The sequence below is a fragment of the Janthinobacterium sp. GW822-FHT07A03 genome (genome assembly GCF_058798815.1).
Map to the genome: position 1 here is coordinate 987,869 of NZ_JBXAKW010000001.1, position 15,368 is coordinate 1,003,236.

15 protein-coding genes are annotated in these 15,368 nt (G+C 59.8%); 7 read left to right on the forward strand and 8 right to left on the reverse strand.

Going from position 1 to position 15,368, the window contains the following annotated elements:
• Position 1: 1 nt before the first annotated feature.
• Positions 2-976 carry an SDR family oxidoreductase gene (locus AC1RJW_RS04500; RefSeq protein ID WP_493043771.1) on the reverse strand — a complete coding sequence of 325 codons (975 nt, stop codon included), beginning with the start codon at positions 974-976 and terminating at the stop codon, positions 2-4.
• 126 nt (positions 977-1,102) lie between these two features.
• Between AC1RJW_RS04500 and AC1RJW_RS04505 the strand changes: the two genes are divergently transcribed.
• The 6 genes from AC1RJW_RS04505 to AC1RJW_RS04530 all read left to right on the forward strand — a co-directional run bounded on the left by AC1RJW_RS04505 (position 1,103) and on the right by AC1RJW_RS04530 (position 4,595).
• A complete protein-coding gene (locus tag AC1RJW_RS04505) occupies positions 1,103-1,672 on the forward strand; it encodes a TetR/AcrR family transcriptional regulator (protein ID WP_493043773.1) in 570 nt (189 codons plus the stop codon).
• Between the two features lie 68 nt (positions 1,673-1,740).
• Positions 1,741-3,381: a SulP family inorganic anion transporter gene (locus AC1RJW_RS04510; RefSeq protein WP_493043775.1), complete on the forward strand. Its 1,641-nt coding sequence runs from the start codon at positions 1,741-1,743 to the stop codon at positions 3,379-3,381.
• Positions 3,378-3,767 carry an Imm1 family immunity protein gene (locus tag AC1RJW_RS04515; RefSeq protein ID WP_493043777.1) on the forward strand — a complete coding sequence of 130 codons (390 nt, stop codon included), beginning with the start codon at positions 3,378-3,380 and terminating at the stop codon, positions 3,765-3,767. The genes AC1RJW_RS04510 and AC1RJW_RS04515 overlap by 4 nt, the downstream gene beginning before the upstream one ends.
• A gap of 1 nt (position 3,768) precedes the next feature.
• Complete coding sequence (locus AC1RJW_RS04520; protein WP_493043779.1) at positions 3,769-4,053, forward strand: hypothetical protein; 285 nt, start codon at positions 3,769-3,771, stop codon at positions 4,051-4,053.
• Positions 4,043-4,420, forward strand: coding sequence for a DUF2750 domain-containing protein (locus AC1RJW_RS04525; protein ID WP_493043781.1), 378 nt, complete (start codon positions 4,043-4,045; stop codon positions 4,418-4,420). The genes AC1RJW_RS04520 and AC1RJW_RS04525 overlap by 11 nt, the downstream gene beginning before the upstream one ends.
• Positions 4,413-4,595, forward strand: coding sequence for a hypothetical protein (locus AC1RJW_RS04530; RefSeq protein ID WP_493043783.1), 183 nt, complete (start codon positions 4,413-4,415; stop codon positions 4,593-4,595). Before AC1RJW_RS04525 ends, AC1RJW_RS04530 begins: the two co-directional genes overlap by 8 nt.
• Positions 4,596-4,599: 4 nt before the next feature.
• Here the strand turns inward: AC1RJW_RS04530 and AC1RJW_RS04535 are convergent, their stop codons facing one another.
• The 7 genes from AC1RJW_RS04535 to tssF all read right to left on the reverse strand — a co-directional run bounded on the left by AC1RJW_RS04535 (position 4,600) and on the right by tssF (position 13,830).
• Entirely contained in the window at positions 4,600-5,079 is a 480-nt protein-coding gene (locus AC1RJW_RS04535) for a GNAT family N-acetyltransferase (protein ID WP_493043785.1), read from the reverse strand.
• Between the two features lie 83 nt (positions 5,080-5,162).
• Positions 5,163-6,290, reverse strand: a complete 1,128-nt coding sequence (locus AC1RJW_RS04540) for a T6SS immunity protein Tli4 family protein (RefSeq protein ID WP_493043787.1) — start codon at positions 6,288-6,290, stop codon at positions 5,163-5,165.
• A gap of 400 nt (positions 6,291-6,690) precedes the next feature.
• Entirely contained in the window at positions 6,691-8,148 is a 1,458-nt protein-coding gene (locus AC1RJW_RS04545) for an esterase/lipase family protein (protein WP_493043789.1), read from the reverse strand.
• Positions 8,145-10,739: a type VI secretion system Vgr family protein gene (locus tag AC1RJW_RS04550; RefSeq protein WP_493043791.1), complete on the reverse strand. Its 2,595-nt coding sequence runs from the start codon at positions 10,737-10,739 to the stop codon at positions 8,145-8,147. The genes AC1RJW_RS04545 and AC1RJW_RS04550 overlap by 4 nt, the downstream gene beginning before the upstream one ends.
• Positions 10,740-10,751: 12 nt before the next feature.
• Positions 10,752-11,006, reverse strand: a complete 255-nt coding sequence (locus AC1RJW_RS04555; protein WP_070289305.1) for a PAAR domain-containing protein — start codon at positions 11,004-11,006, stop codon at positions 10,752-10,754.
• Positions 11,007-11,035: 29 nt separating this feature from the next.
• A complete protein-coding gene (gene tssG / locus AC1RJW_RS04560; RefSeq protein ID WP_493043794.1) occupies positions 11,036-12,061 on the reverse strand; it encodes a type VI secretion system baseplate subunit TssG in 1,026 nt (341 codons plus the stop codon).
• Positions 12,025-13,830, reverse strand: a complete 1,806-nt coding sequence (gene tssF, locus AC1RJW_RS04565) for a type VI secretion system baseplate subunit TssF (protein ID WP_493043796.1) — start codon at positions 13,828-13,830, stop codon at positions 12,025-12,027. Before tssF ends, tssG begins: the two co-directional genes overlap by 37 nt.
• Before the next feature lie 175 nt (positions 13,831-14,005).
• On the opposite strand from tssF, the gene tssK reads away from it, so the two are divergent.
• The gene (gene tssK, locus AC1RJW_RS04570) at positions 14,006-15,352 is read left to right on the forward strand and encodes a type VI secretion system baseplate subunit TssK (protein ID WP_493043798.1); all 1,347 of its coding nucleotides are present in this window, start codon (positions 14,006-14,008) and stop codon (positions 15,350-15,352) included.
• The last annotated feature ends 16 nt before the right edge of the window (positions 15,353-15,368 follow it).

The following is a 15,368-nucleotide window of genomic DNA, read 5'->3' on the forward strand; positions in this document are numbered from 1 at the left end:
CCTAGTCTCCTACCGTGCCGGTGACGGGCAGGACGATGCCGCTGATGTAGCTGGAACAGGCGGGCGAGGCCAGGAAGACGTAGGCGGGCGACAGTTCCTCGGGCTGGGCCGGGCGGCGCATGTCGGTGTCCTGGCCGAATTTCTGGATCTCCTCGGGCGACTTGTCGGCCGGATTGAGCGGCGTCCAGACGGGGCCGGGTGCGATGGCGTTGACGCGGATGCCCTTGTCCAGCAGGTTGCCGGCCAGCGCCATGGTAAACGCATGGATGGCGCCCTTGGTGGTGGAATAGTCGAGCAGGTGTTTCGAGCCCTGCAAGCCCGTCACGGAACCTGTGTTGATGATGGACGCGCCCCGCTGCAAATGGGGCAGCACGGCCTTGGCCATGTGAAAGTAGCCGTACACATTGGTTTTCATGGTGAGGTCGAAGCGCTCTTCGCTCAGTTCCAGCAGGGATTCGGCGTGTTCCTGGAAGGCGGCGTTGTTCACCAGCACGTCGATGTGCGTGAACCTCTCCAGCACCTGGCTGACGGCTTGCTGGCAAAAGCCCTGGTCGCGCACGTCGCCGGGAATCAAGAGGCAGCTCTGGCCTTCCGCTTCCACGTAGCGCTTCGTTTCGTTGGCGTCCGCATGTTCGTTCAGGTAAATGATGGCGACATCGGCCCCTTCGCGCGCATACAGCACGGCCACGGCGCGGCCGATGCCCGAATCTCCGCCCGTGATGATGGCCACCATGCCGGCCAGCTTGCCGCTGCCGCAATAATCAGGCGCCAGGAAGCGCGGTTTCAATGCCATCTGCGCTTCGATGCCCGGCTTGGCCAGGTGCTGGGCAGGCAGGGGAGGCGCCGGCTGGCTGCGGTGGCCCGTCTGCACGGGCTGCTTGCTTTCCTTGCCTGGCTTGGCGGCATCGCGGCCATCCTGCTCCTGCTGGATGGCGCGCTGCAAGTTGCCGGCGGACTGGTCCTTGTTTTCGTTCATGCTGGCCTCCCTGGAAACGAAGATCCAGTATCGGCGCGGCGCCGGCATCAAACGGTGCGCTTGCTAACAGAGTGGCGCAAACGGGCGTAAAGTTATATGATGATTGACATAAATGTAGGAGGCAACATGAAAGTGAGCAGGGAGCAGGCGGCGCTGAACCGCGAGCGCATCGTTGACGTAGCGGCAAGATTGTTCCGCGAAAAAGGCTATGACGGCATCGGCGTGGCCGACCTGATGAAGAACGCGGGCCTCACGCATGGCGGCTTCTATGGCCATTTCGCGTCCAAGGAAGACTTGATGATCGAGGCGTGCCAGCATGCCCTGGAGAAATCGCTGGAAGGCTGGCGGGCGAAGGTTGCCAGCGACCCGCAGCGGGCGCTGCCGGCGATTATCGACAGCTATCTGACCACCCGGCACCGCGACCAGCCCGGCGGAGGTTGCCCGGCGGCGGCCATGGGCGTCGACGTGGCGCGCATGTCGCCCGGCGCGCGCCCCGTGTTTACGCAAGCCACGCGGCAGCAGTTCGCGCTGCTGGAAGGCTTGTTGCCGGAAGGCGCGTCGGCAGAACGGCGCCAGCAGGCGATCGCCACGTTTGCCGCCATGGTGGGCGCCATGGTGCTGGCCCGCTCCGTCGATGACGAAGCGCTGTCGCAAGAAATCCTCGATGCCGTGAAGGCGCAATTGCTGCCAGACTGATGGCTTTCCCCCTGTCAGCCGGCCTCGTCGCATGATAGGCTTCGGTTTTCAGATTTTGGGAACACATCATGCTGCTTTGGCTCAGGCAATACCGGCGTCCTCTGTTGGCCGGGGACATCACCGCCGGTATCGTTGTCGCCATGATGATGGTGCCGCAAGGCATGGCTTACGCGCTGGTGGCGGGCTTGCCGCCCGTGGTCGGCATCTATGCCAGCATCTTGCCGCCCGTGCTGTACGCCTTGTTCGGCAGCAGCATGACGCAATCGGTGGGCCCGATGGCCATCGTTTCCCTGATGACGGCCGCCGCCCTGGCGCCGCTGGCCGACCCCGGCTCCTCCCTGTATATCGTGCTGGCCGCCCAGCTGGCCTTCATCAGCGGCCTGGTCCTGCTGCTGTGCGGCGTGCTGCGCCTCGGCTTCATGGCCAGCTTTTTGTCGCGTCCCGTGATCAGCGGTTTCAGCAACGGCGCCGCCATCCTGATCATCTGGGGCCAGATCACGCCCCTGCTGGGCGCAACGCTTCCCCACTGGCATGCGCCTAGCCTCGTGCTGGGGCTGTCCGGCCTGCTGTTCCTGTGGCTGGCCAAGCGCTATGCGTCTCGCCTGCTGCATCGCTGCGGGCTGAACAAGGTGGCGGCCGATGTGGGCGCGCGCCTGGCGCCGATGGCGCTGGTGCTGGCCGGCATCGCGCTCGTCGCCTATGGCGGCCTGGCAGCGATGGGCGTGCAGACGACGGGTCACGTGCCCAGCGGCTTGCCCGGGCTGAACCTGGCCACCTCCGGCGCCCATTGGCGTACCTTGCTGTCGCCGGCGCTCCTGATCGCCTTCATCATCTTTCTGATGAGCATGTCCGCCGCCCAGACCCTGGCGCAGAAGCGCGGTGAAAAGCTGCATACGAACCGCGAACTGCTGGGCCTGGGCGCGGCCAACGTGGCCAGCGCGCTGTCGGGCGGCTTTCCCGTCACGGGCTCGATTTCCCGCTCGGCCGTCAATTTCCAGGCGGGCGCGAACACGCCCCTGGCCAGCATCATCACGGCGGGCCTGCTGGCGCTGGCGCTGGTGGCGCCCACGGGCTGGCTGGCCCTGCTGCCGCTGCCCGTGCTGGCCGCCACCATCATCTTTGCCGTCAGCAGCCTGCTGGACTGGGATACCTTGAAACTGTCGTGGCGCTACGACCGCAGCGATGCGCTGGCCCTGCTGGCGACGACGGCCGGCGTGCTGGTGCTGGGCGTGGAAGCGGGCGTGGTGATCGGGGTGCTGCTGTCGATGGGGACGCTGATCTGGCGCGCCAGCCGTCCCCATATCGCCGTGCTGGGGCGTATTCCGAACAGCGAGCACTTCCGCAACGTGGAGCGCTACGAAGCGCAAACCTTGCCTGACGTCTTGCTGCTGCGCATCGATGCGGGCCTGTTCTTCGGCAACGTGGAAGCCGTCACGGAGCGCGTGGAAGACGAGCTGCGCGGCCACCCGACGGCGCGCCACCTGGTGCTGGTGTTGTCTGCCGTCAATCAGATCGACAGCACGGCCCTGCTGGGCTTGATCGAGCTCAACAGCACGCTGGCCAAGCGCGGCATCAGCCTGAACCTGGCCGAAGTGAAGGGCCCAGTGATGGACCGCCTGCGCCAGAGCAGCCTGCTGCAAGACCTGAGCGGCAAGCTGTATCTGAGCACGGCGCTGGCGACGAACGATTTGAGCGGGAGCACAACATGACGATGGAATTGAATCTGCATGGCGAGGCGCGTGCCGTCGACGATATCCTTGCGCTGGAACAAATGCTGCAGGAAGCGCGCGCCCCGGCCCAGTGCGAGCTGTGGCTGACCATGGCAACCGATGCGGAGCAGGGCCCGGCCCTGTGCATGCTGCGCAATGGCGGCAACGCCTGGCTGATGTATCTGTCGGGCCAGGATGACCGGAGTTTTCACTCGCTGGGCGACGAGGAGGCGGACGGCGTTTGCAGCTATCTGCTGGCAAATGGCCAGGTGGACGAATATCCGGAAGCCTGGAGCGTGGACGTGGAACACTGCCGGCGTGCCTTTGCCGATTTTTTCAGGACGGGCGGCGCGCGGCCGGCCGCCATCGCCTGGGAGGCGGATTGATATGGCGCACACCATCATCGCCGAGATCGACAGAGACTTGCTGGCGGCGCTCGATGCCCGGGCAGGTTTATTGACGCTGCGCGCCATCCTGCTGCGCTACAAGACCAGCGGCGTGACGGCGGCGCAAGTGGCCGGCTTGCTGCAGGAATTGCGCGCGTCTGCGCAGGACGGCGCGCAGGATGAGGCGCGGGAAGACGTGATACTGGATGCCCTCGACATGGTGACGGGCTGGTGCACGCCGCAGCTGCGGGTATGGGACGAGCTAGGGGAAAACCGTGCATCCTGAAAAGTTCAAGCAGGTGATGGGCCTGCCGTTCGCCGAACGCCATGGCTATTTTGTGCGCAAGGTAGCTGATACGCAAGAAGTGTGGGGCTTGCACGACGACGGCTGGGCCACGGCGCAAGCTGGCGCCAAGGTGGCGATACCGTTCTGGCCGGAAGCGGCATACGCGCAAGCGTGCGCCAGCGGCGAGTGGGAACATTTCCAGCCGCGCGCCATCGCGCTCGACGATTTTTTGAGCAAGTGGCTGCCGGGCATGGCAGGCAACGGCCAGCTGGCGTCCGTGTTCCCCGTGCCGCAAGGACCGGGCGCCATCGCGGCGCCGGCTGATCTATTGATGGATTTGCAACGTGAGGCAGAACAATATGAGTGAAGGCAAGGATGAACGCCTGGATGCCTGGTATGACGGCTCGGCCATCTGCCTGATCGCCGTCGGTGCGCACGGCGATCCGCTGGACCTGGGCGACGACGAGGTGCGCGCCCTGATCGCGAAGCTGCAGCAATGCCTGGCCGAGTCCGAGGCCGGCGCTGCTGCGGCAGCAGACTGAAGGCTCAGGCCGCCGCCAGCGCCTTTTCCATCGCCACGCTGGCCAGGCTGATGCCGCTGGGATGCGCATACGCTTCCGCGCGCAAGGCAACAAAACCGGCGGCCCGGTAAAACGGCTCTGCATTGAGCGAGGCGGACAGGTGTAAATGGGCAATGCCGCGCTGGCGCGCCAGCTGCTCCAGCGCCGCCAGCAGGCGCTTGCCGATACCGAGTCCCGCGCGCGCGGGATCGACGAAGACGGCATCGACTTCCTGCTTGTCCGCATCGAGCATGGCATAGCCGGCGATGGCCTCGTCCTGCATCGCCACGATGCCGCCGCCGGCAGCCAGCATGGCGCCATACGCCGGCGGCACGGGCGAGGCCGTCCACGCGGCGATCTGTTCCGGCGCATAGTGCGTGGCGCAACTGACGCGCACGGCCACCGTGCGCAGGGTCCACAGGGCGTCGATATCAGAGGGCAGGGCGGGGCGCAGGGTGATGGGCATGGGGGCATTCCGGGCAAAAGGAGCATGCTAGCGCAATAGACTGCAGCACGCCAGCATGGCCTACTGCCGGGGTCGTGCGTCCATCACTGCGCCGGCTTGTCCGGATCGATGTAATACGAACCCGGCGGCGCCCCCGGCACCTTCACCCGGAACTTCAGGCCGGACAGCAGCTTGTCCCACAAGGCGATGGCCTCTTCGTCCGTCAGCGACGCGGCTTCGGCGGCGCCGACCATGTTGTGGGCGACTTTGGTGTACATGGATGCTTCCAATACCGCTGGATAAGCGATATCGCGCGGCGTACCCACCAGTGTCCATTCAAAATCATGCACGCCATCGGTACGCCGTATCAACGATTCCTCGCCATGCCAATGCTGCACGTCACGCTTGCCTTCGCGTAGCAGAGTACGAGGGGGGTAGTTCTTGCCTTGCTGGTCTTTTGCTTCCTGGATGCGAGCAAGTAATGATAATTTCCCGCGTACTTTTGCATCATATTCGGCAGGAGGATAATCGCCGTAGGCGTCTTTATTCGCAGTGATGGAAAATGTCACGTCTGGCAGGCTGGGAAAATACAGACCTGCGTCCGCCATTTCTTGATTGTCATACTTATTGTCGCTCATGAAACCACCTTCTAAGCAATGACCGGGTTCGGTAGGAATTTCATCTTGGTGACGCAGGCGCAGACTATTCGCGCGCATTAACTGTGTGGTGGCCGCACTTTTAACCGTTCCATTTCTGGGGATGGAGCCGGTAAGAACGAATGTGATATCTCCTTTGTTGACATACGTACTGAATAAAACATTGCCATCTTCTTTGGAAAATTTATTGTCAAAATAGCGAAATTGCCAGCTATTTTCTATGGGGCCATTTCCGTTGGATATGATTTCAGAAGACTGGCTATTCATCTTTATTTTTCTTATGTCTTCTGCTATTTTTTCATCTTTTGCAAAAATTCCGCCTTTTATAACTTCAATTCTTGACGGGAATGATATGTTTCCGTATATCAATTCAGCCTCCTTTGGGATTTCTATAGCGTAACGTCCGAAACAGACAATTTTTGTTTTTAGAAAAAGTACTTCAAGACGTTTGCTGATTTTTAAATTGTCAGGCATCTGGGGTTCCTTATCTAAATTTTTTTGTGTGCATCCGGAAATAAATGTGATTATCACAAATGTGATGATTGAAATTTCCTTCATTTTTGTTTTATTCCCCATGATTTAATCCCACTTTGCTTTTTTGGAAATTTGCACGATAGAATAAAGCATAGATGCGAGTACATTTAAATCGGCGTAACTATTCTGGTGTTCATAACCAGTCTCTGCTGCCATGCCGTGTACGAACAATGTACCCGTGATGTGTTGAGCAGAACGATCTGATGGTACGGTTCCGTCACCGCGTGCACTAGCTGGCTGTAGCTGCAATTTTAAGCGTTTCCCTCCGGCTTGGACCAGGAGTTGTCCCTTTGCATTATCTTCAAGTAATTTCCATTTTTCAGGTAGCGGCTCAAATTTATTCCATGGATCGTTAGAGCCGCTGCGAAGACCGTCAATTAATTTAAATACGACATCACCATAACTTAAGAAATTCCTCGATGCGCAATAGCTTGCATAAGTGTTAGGGTGAAACGTTTTTTTCTATGGATGATAGAAATTCTGCGGCTAATTTTAATCGGTTCATTGCCATTTCTAAGCCGCCTCCATTATCGGATGATATGCGTGCCGGATTTACCCAGTTTGGATTGATTAGTCGCCACCATGCAGTGGGTGGCTGAAGGTAAATGCTCTCCAGTGCAGTGGCTTTGTCGCGAGGCCAGCTCCATAAAACTTTATCCTGTGCATCTACAATTTTCAGCCAATGCTGGCCATATGCCGCACCTGGCAACATTTCCAGTGGCGCTGGTGCATTTGCTAGAATGGCCGTGGCATGTATACCGTCGATACCTAGAATGCTGGCTTCTATTTCTGCTATTGAACCTTCTCTTTCCTGAAAGCCAAAACGCATTCGTTTATACGCTCCTGCGGCGCCAATGGTCGGCATCACGTTGTGATAAATGCCGAGGATTTTCACATCCTTATCGTCAAGCATATTTCCATAGCAGGGGTGTATCAACGCCCTGGCCAGCAAACCACCCATGCTGTGCGTGACGAGAATGACTTCACTACATTTGAATCCGCGTTTTTTGTAGCCTTTGACTAGGCCGCGTATTCTCTCTGCAATGGTGATAGCAGATTCACCATTGCTCTTTATGAAGTTGTAGCCCATCGCGTGCACGGGATACCAACAGGGCGAAATTTTCTTCAAGTCGTTGACATTAATGGCCTTGCCAGATGACGCACCAAAAGCTGTTGGGTCTTGCATTAGCATGGCACCAAGGCCACTTCTCCTGTGCCAGAACGGATGTACTTCTCCGTTGGAAATCATATTGTTGAGATGCTGCTCTGTGGTGCGCAACATGGTTCCGTATGCGCCGTCGAAAAGCACCTCACTCCACCCGCGCCAGCGTGCTATTTGGGCGGGACTTTGACGGGCGCGTGCTTGAGCTTGCAATGGTCCCGTTCCTGGAGATATCCCAAAGGATCCAATCAAGGGTGGGATGGGGAAAAGACTATCTGGCACATTTTGATGCCGTGCATCTGCAGCTTTGGTTTCCGCACCATCTGGATCGAAGCGGCTATTGCTCTCGGTATAGTGGTAATACTCGACTTCGGTTTCTGTGGGATCAAACACCAATTGACGCTGCCGTGGCGATGCATCTTTGAACCAGCCACCCAAGCCGTTGCCTGTGAGGACCGCCGTCTTGCCTCCCGCACCCATCATATCGTCTGGTCGCCAAGCCCGATTGTCTGGACGGCGCAATTCTTCTTGGCGAACCTTGCTCATCCTTAGATTGCTACCCATCACGCCTGGCAGGAAAATGACAGGAATGACTTTGCCTGGCGGCACGGTGACGTCATGCCGAACAGTATCTTTTGTTTCCGTCATCGAAACAGCGAGTTCCGCCCACCCTCCCACGCCCTGACTAAACTTGGCAGGATGATTGCCGCGGTTATTCAAGTCCTCACATTTGCTCATGGCAGTTCTCCCTTATAGCGAATGATGTAGCTGTCCATGCCCGTGGATTTTTGTAGTTGCGTGGAACCGTCTTCCGCGCTTTTGCCGGCCATGTTGCCGTCATCACGCAGGATTTCAAAAGCAAGGCCAACAGCCGGCGTATCGTCGGCATTCACCAGCAACACTTCCTGATCAAAACTGCTGTGTGGCCTCTCATTAAATTCCTGCGACACGCTCTTCGGCGCCAGGGTTTCCAGGTTGCCGTTGAAGAGCACGGGGGAGGAGGTGAAGAACTGCACCTTGTCGCTGATTTCCAGCATGTGGCTGGCGCCATGCAGGCGTACGCCTTTCTTGCCCTTGATGTTGACCCAGTCCGCTTCGCTGATCAGCGACAGCACTTTCCGGGCGATGATTTCCACCTCGTCGCTCTGGGCCTGGATGGCCACCTTGCCGCTGGCGGCGATCAGTTTCATGCCGGCCTTGTGCACGAACAGGCTGAAGGTTTTGGCGATGCTGGCAAACATGCTGTCGCCGCTGGCGAGTGAAATATGCTTGCTGCTGGTGAGCGCCACGTGCTCGCTGGCGGCCAGGTGGATGGACTGGGCAGTGCTCAGTTCGATGCCGGCCGGGCTGGCCAGCAGCAGATGTGGTTCCGATAATTCCGGGAAATCGCCGCCGCTGCCCTTGATGGCGGTGTTTTGCCGCTGGATGGCGTCTGCCACGGAGCCCTGTTGTGCGGTACTGTCCTGCGCGCCTGCGTCGACGGCCATGCCGGCCAGTCCCTCATGCAGTTGGCGTGCCTGCGCCAGGCGGGACTGCGTTTCGTCGAGCTGTTTGACCGATCCCGTTCCTGCCGGTGTTTCTGTGGTGATCAGCATGCCTTTGGCAGCGCGCAGGGCGCCCCAGGCGTTGCTGGCCAATTCAAAGCCCGCGCCGCGCGCTTCCGTGCGGCCGGCATTGTCGTCGATGCGCGTGATGTTGCCCAATGAAAGCCGGCTGTCCTGGTGCTCGCTGCGCAGCTGTGCCTGGATCGCCCCCTTGGTATCGTCGAGTACCAGGTGGTTGGCGCTGCGGGCGCCAAGTTCGCGGCTGCGCACGCCGGACAGGGCGCGCTGCTGCGGCAGTTGCCACGGCGGCGGATTGGCGCTGTTGTAGACGACGCCGATGACGATGGGGTGGTCGATATTGCCATCCTGAAATTGCACGACCACTTCCTGGCCCACGCGGGGCAAGGTGATCTGTCCCATTTGCGGTCCCGCCATCGGCATCATGACCCGTATCCATGGCGAGCTGCGCTCATCGAATTTGCCCAGGCGGTCCCAGTGAAATTGCAGGCGGATGCGTCCCAGGGCATCGGTATGGATTTCTTCCCCGGCCGGCCCGACCACCAGGGCCGTCTGCACGCCGGCAACCACGCACGGTGTGCTGTTGTAGCCGCGCCCGGGTCGCCAGCGGATGTCCCGCCGCACGCACACCAGCGTGTTCGCATAATCCGATGGCGCGCTGGGGCCCGCCTGATAGTTATTGCTGGCGCTATGCACCACTGACAGGATCAGGTACTCGCGTTCGGCAATACTGTCCGGGCGTTCCTGGCCAGGCTGATAGCGCTTTTCCTCGGCGCTGAAATGGCCATCGAGCCGGAAACAAAGGCCGGGCTGCGCGCCGCGGTGATTGCCTGCCGCCTCGAAATACTGGCGCAGATGGTCGTTTTCTTCCATGCGGCGCTGTGCCAGGGATTCCCCGTCATCGATATTCCTATAGCCATAGGCGCCCGTATCTTCATGCAACTCGTGGGCAAAGACATCGCCCTGGCGATTCAGGGAGTAGCCGCTGGCAAGGCGTGGCTGCGGATTCTTATAGTCGAAACTGGCCAAGGTCAGCTGTCCGGAGCCGATCCGGCGTATGGCTTGCCATTGCTGCAGGCCATCGTCTGCCAGGGAGCCCGATTCGGAGTGAAAGCGCATGGCGCCGTCGCCGGATGCCGTGGCGATCATGTCCGCCAGGGTGCTGTTGTCCGCGAGCCACAAGGTATGGCCATCGGCACGGTGCTCGTACCAGTAATGCCAGCCGAGCGCTTCCCAGCGCCGGTGCAGGTGGTTGTAGTCGGTTTCATTGTGCTGGTTGGCGCAGGTGATCTGTGGATCGTCGCCATGGATGCTGGTTTTCCAGTCGCGCTGCCCGTAGTGCGCAAACGTTGTTTCGGTCAGCTGCATGACGCTTTGGCCATGAAAGGAGACGTTGTCCTGGCGCAGCCGGGCAAAGGCCAGCCAAGGTTGCAGCACCATCCCGTACCAGGCGAAGCCGCCGTCGGCGCGCAGCAGGCAGAATTCGCCCACATAGCCGTTAAAGTGGCGCAGCGTGCCATCGTCGCGCACCATGGAAATGGTCACCATGCGGCCCATCATGGCCTTGAGCGCGATGTGCGCGTCGTCCGACAGCAGCTCGGCTTCGAAACGGAAGTCGCGCGACACCTCTTCCCTGGCGGTCAGCGAATTGACCAGCAGGATGGCGCCTGCCGGTCCATCTGCATGGGGGAATTCGATCTTCAGCAGGCGCCGCTCTTGCGCGGCGAGGTCGAAGGCCGATAGGGCCGCCTGGATGCTTGCATGCATGTCCTGCCTCCCTTATAGCGATGTGATCAGGCGGGCGCCGCAGGCGGTGGCATCGCCGTCATAGGCGTACGGCTTGCCCATGTGTTTTGCGCCGGCGCCGTCCGGCGTGATGGGAAAGCTGCCCTTGCACTTGGGGCAGAAGGTTGTGTCATCGGCCAGCGCCGCCGTCTTTCCCATCACGGTGCTGCCCGACGATGCGCTGGTGACCTTGCCGCCGTGATCGGTCGCGTCTCCGAGCCGGATGACGCCGCGTCCCGCATGTTTCATGCTAGCCTCGCTTTCCAGGGATGAACTGTTCAGTCCAGCTGCAGCAAATAGCGCACCTCGGCGCCGCGTACCTTGCCTTGTGGCGTCTGCAAGAACGTCGTCCAGCCCAGGCGCCGCCTGTCTGAAGGGCTGGCGCTCAGGAGCAGGGGCCTGATGCATGGCGGACTCAGTATCAGCCGCACTTCATATTGCAAATCCGGTACGCCAAACAGCGCCAGCATCTTTGCCAAAGCCGCCGCACCTGCACTGCGCGGCAGGAAGCGTTGCAGGCCGGCGGGATCCAGCGGGCCGATATGCAGGCAGATGCGCATGTCCTGACGCCACAGCCGCAGGCCAAGCGTTGCGCCGCGCGCCAGGGTGAAGTTGGCACTGCCCAGCAGGCTGCGCCGGTTTTTTTCCAGATAGTCCCAGCCCCCGACAAATTGTTGCAGGGCGACTGGTACGCCACAGTATTCGGCCAGCACGGGGGCAATTGCTTGCGCGGAGACGGGGCGGCAGCGCAGCAGACCCGCGTACCAGGCCGCGACGTCCTGCGTCACGGCATCAGGTTCAGCGCTCGACGGCAGCGCATTGCGCTGCACACCGGCCAGTGCCGTCAACAAAGGCAGTTGCGCATCTCTTGCCTGGGTCTGGAGCATGGATTCCAGCCGATACTTTTCACACGCCTCGTAATACAGCGTGAGCATGCGGTGCGAAAAGATATCGAGGAAGGCCGAGACGCCAGCGTCCTTGCCCGACAAGCGGTAGGCGGCGATGCGTTCCGAGTGGTGCAAGGGCAAAGTGCCGCCGACGCCCAGAAACCGCATGAAAGTTGGTATCAGGATCAGTTGTTCATGCTCGTCGAGCGAGAGTCGCTCGATTTCACTGGCTGGAAAGCTCAGCGACAAGCTGTTCTTGAAGCGCAGCACCTGGCTGAAGGCTTGCGCATGGGACACGTTCTGCCGACGTAGCCAGCACAGCAGAATATGCACCGCCTGCACGAACTGATAGCGGTAAGGTTCGGCGAGCAAGTGGTGGATTACACCAGACTCTGCAATCCGCTTCTTGGTTTGCATCGGATCAGCTCCTCTCCGCTTTGCAGTGACAGCACCACCAGTTCGATGAAACTGTTGATTTGTACATACAGCCCGAGGAAGTGATCGATCACCTGCACAAACAGGTGCATGCCGCTGCCAATAAAGGCTTCCTCGTCAAGCGTGATCCGCACCTCCACGCCATGCGCCAGAGAGGTGCCGCGCCGGTGCCGCAGCCATGTCGTGGTCGGCGAGTGCGCCAGTGCGACGATGCCGCCGATCTGGCGCTGCGAGGTGGCCGATTGGGACAGGTCATACAGTGTCAGCATTTCGCGCAGCGCCGGCAGACCCTCCTGGACCAGCGCGTGATGATTCAGCGCCAGATGCGAAATCAGGCGCCAGTGCAGGCCCGCGCCCGGCGAAAAGCGTCGCGGCCGGCTGGGGCGCCGCAGCAATCGCAGCATGGGGCCGCCAGCGCATGGCTGCAGGTCTCCTTGCGGCTGGCCGTATTTGAGCGATAGCGGGAGATCGCGGTTGCTGCATGTCAGCGACAGCGACAGGCTGGCCTTTTCATGGATCAGGGGATTGAAATCGCTGTCGACCAGCGTGATTTTCTTTTCGTGGCCAGGACTTTTGATGGCCAAAGCCGTATCGTGGCGCATGACCCAGTAATGGCCCTGTTGAGACGTACCCTCGCCATGGCGCAGGCTGTACAGCGGGCGAAATTCGGTCAGCGTGCTTTCGCTGCCGCATTGGCGCAGCAAACGCACCGCGTCGACAGTGACGACTTCGTAGCCATGCGCATGGGTAGCATGGGCCAGCACGGAATAGTCGGTTTTCTGCCGGGTGACGGAGATCGGCACGCCTTCCTGGCGGAAGAGATTGACTGCCGGACTGCAGCCCAGTCTTAAGTTGTCGCTGGAAATGCTGGACAACATGCGCGCCCTAGGGGAATCGGGCCGCAAACCGGCCATGCACAGATGCAGGGTAAGGCGCTGGCTGCCGGACGGCAGGGCGGTGCCCAGCGCCGCGATATCGATGTCAAAGAAATTGAATTTTTCCGGATACGCAAAATACTCGCTCAGGATGCGGTATGCCGGCTGCGAACGGGCGCCGAAAGGTATCAATGCATCCGTGTCGGCGAAGCCGACGGGCGTCAAGGGCACGGCGGGCAATGCCATCCATTGCACCGCGTCGGTCGACACAAAAGCGCAGACTGTCTGCATGAACAAGGCATCGCGCAATGCAGCGGAAAAAGAAGCTTCGCCATCGATGAAAACGCGCAGCGATGCGGGCGCCGCATCGAGATGCCGGATGCCGATGTTCAGCGAGCAGCTGACTGATGCTGGCAGGCGTACGCCTTGCGGCGCCTTGATCATCGCATCGAAAACCGCGCTGTCCAGTACCGATGCACCGGTCGTCATGTCGTAGACCGTCTTGAAGCGGCAGCGCACGCCACGTACAGGCGTAGCGTCCATTTCACTGCCGGCCGGCAGGTGCAATACGCCCGCGCCAGCCGCCGGGGCGGACTGGCACACGATGCTGCAAGACGGGAATGGACGCAGATAATGCGGGAACAGGGCTTCGAACAAGGCTTCGGTAAATTGCGGATAGTCGTCATCGAGCCGTTTTGAAATACGTGCCGCCAGCATGGCCACCGATTCGATCAAATGTTCCACGTGCGGGTCTTCGCACGACTCGCCGGACATGTGCAATTTGCCGGCGATTCTCGGATAGCGTTCGGAGAACTCACGGCAATGTCGCCGCAGCATCACCAGCTCGCGTTCGAAATACGGCAGCAAGTCCTCCATCTCTCTTTTCCTGTGTCCTGGCGGTGGAATGGCCAGTATCCGAGCGTTTGCTCAAGGGTAAATTGCGTTTGCGCAAATAATTGAGCAAGCTTGCTGCGCAACATCAAGGACTCCCACGCTGGCAACATCAGACTGGCAAGGCAGAAAGATTCCGACGGTTAACATGGAGAACGCAATGACATTGCCATCCAAATTACTTTGGTCCGAAGGCCTGGCCATCGGTCCCCAGCAATTCCAGCAGCTGGACCGCTACCATGAAGCGCGCCTGCAGCGTCTGGCTTCATTAATCAATCCACATTTATGGGGCGTGCATGGCGTCAGCTGGAATATGGATGCACTGGCCAACAATAGCCTGCGGGCGGATGCCATGTCGCTCGTCTTTCAGGATGGCGAACTGTTTGAAGCGCCGCTGGGCGATGTATTGCCCAGTGCGGTTGACCTGTCCAAGCTGCCTTCGAGCGAACATGGTTTTACTTTTTATGCCGCGCTGCCTGCGCTGCAGGCACATGGCGGCAATTTGCATTCTGCCGGCGCTCGCTATGTCCAGGCGGATATCGAAACACCGGATCTGTACAGCGAGGCAGTCAGCATAGACGTGGCCTACCTGAAGAAACGCGTGTATCTGCTGTCCCAACTGGACCCTCTGCATGATTACCTTGCCATCCCGCTGATCCGTTTGTACCGCGCTGGCAACGGCGGCTTTGAAATCGATGCCTCCTTCATTCCGCCAAGCCTGACCATCAGTGCCGAGTCTTCGCTGCAGAAAATGCTCGATTCGCTGATCGACCGCATGGGCGCGAAAATTGAGGCGCTGTACAGCCGCCATCGTCAACCCGGTAACAATATGGTGGAATTTCATGGCGGGGATGTTTCCTCGTTCTGGATGCTCCATACCTTGAGCGCGGCCAGCGCCACGCTCAGTCATTGCGCCAGTTACCGGCGCCACCATCCCGTGCATTTGTTTGAAAAATTGATGGCATTGGCCGGTGGATTGATGACGTTTTCGAAGAAATACACGCTGAGCGACTTGCCGTCTTATTGTCACGATGACGCGGCTCCCGGTTTCGGCAAGCTCGATGGCATCATTCGCGACCTGATCGATACTGTGCTCCTGTCGCGTTACTTCCCGATCGCGCTATCGAACGACGCGCAACAAAACACCCACTATCACGGTTTGCTCGATGCCACGCGCATCGATCGTCAGACCGAACTCTGTCTTGCGGTAAATGCCGATATGCCGGCGCTGGAACTGGTCGCCACGGTGCCGTTGCAGTTCAAGATTTCATCTCCGGACAATATTGAACTGCTACTGGGCAGAGCGCTGCCGGGAGCCGAATTGCGCCATATGGCGCAGGTTCCCGCCGAGGTGCCGGTGCGGCCCAATACGTATTACTTTTCGATCGAAAGCAAGGGCAGTATTTATGACAGCATGATCAAGGCACAGGCGATTGCGATCTATGTGCCGTCTGGCATAAAAGGGCTGAAGCTGGAATTGTTCGGTATCAGCGGCACCGCCGCGTAACGATGGTGGGCTTTGC

What these genes read in the sequence shown, in the direction of transcription:
- AC1RJW_RS04500 (WP_493043771.1), bottom strand. Translation starts at nt 976, where the DNA reads ATGAACGAAAACAAGGACCAGTCCGCCGGCAACTTGCAGCGCGCCATC.
- AC1RJW_RS04505 (WP_493043773.1), top strand. Translation starts at nt 1,103, where the DNA reads ATGAAAGTGAGCAGGGAGCAGGCGGCGCTGAACCGCGAGCGCATCGTT.
- AC1RJW_RS04510 (WP_493043775.1), top strand. Translation starts at nt 1,741, where the DNA reads ATGCTGCTTTGGCTCAGGCAATACCGGCGTCCTCTGTTGGCCGGGGAC.
- AC1RJW_RS04515 (WP_493043777.1), top strand. Translation starts at nt 3,378, where the DNA reads ATGACGATGGAATTGAATCTGCATGGCGAGGCGCGTGCCGTCGACGAT.
- AC1RJW_RS04520 (WP_493043779.1), top strand. Translation starts at nt 3,769, where the DNA reads ATGGCGCACACCATCATCGCCGAGATCGACAGAGACTTGCTGGCGGCG.
- AC1RJW_RS04530 (WP_493043783.1), top strand. Translation starts at nt 4,413, where the DNA reads ATGAGTGAAGGCAAGGATGAACGCCTGGATGCCTGGTATGACGGCTCG.
- AC1RJW_RS04535 (WP_493043785.1), bottom strand. Translation starts at nt 5,079, where the DNA reads ATGCCCATCACCCTGCGCCCCGCCCTGCCCTCTGATATCGACGCCCTG.
- AC1RJW_RS04540 (WP_493043787.1), bottom strand. Translation starts at nt 6,290, where the DNA reads ATGGGGAATAAAACAAAAATGAAGGAAATTTCAATCATCACATTTGTG.
- AC1RJW_RS04545 (WP_493043789.1), bottom strand. Translation starts at nt 8,148, where the DNA reads ATGAGCAAATGTGAGGACTTGAATAACCGCGGCAATCATCCTGCCAAG.
- AC1RJW_RS04550 (WP_493043791.1), bottom strand. Translation starts at nt 10,739, where the DNA reads ATGCATGCAAGCATCCAGGCGGCCCTATCGGCCTTCGACCTCGCCGCG.
- AC1RJW_RS04555 (WP_070289305.1), bottom strand. Translation starts at nt 11,006, where the DNA reads ATGAAACATGCGGGACGCGGCGTCATCCGGCTCGGAGACGCGACCGAT.
- tssG (WP_493043794.1), bottom strand. Translation starts at nt 12,061, where the DNA reads ATGCAAACCAAGAAGCGGATTGCAGAGTCTGGTGTAATCCACCACTTG.
- tssF (WP_493043796.1), bottom strand. Translation starts at nt 13,830, where the DNA reads ATGGAGGACTTGCTGCCGTATTTCGAACGCGAGCTGGTGATGCTGCGG.
- tssK (WP_493043798.1), top strand. Translation starts at nt 14,006, where the DNA reads ATGACATTGCCATCCAAATTACTTTGGTCCGAAGGCCTGGCCATCGGT.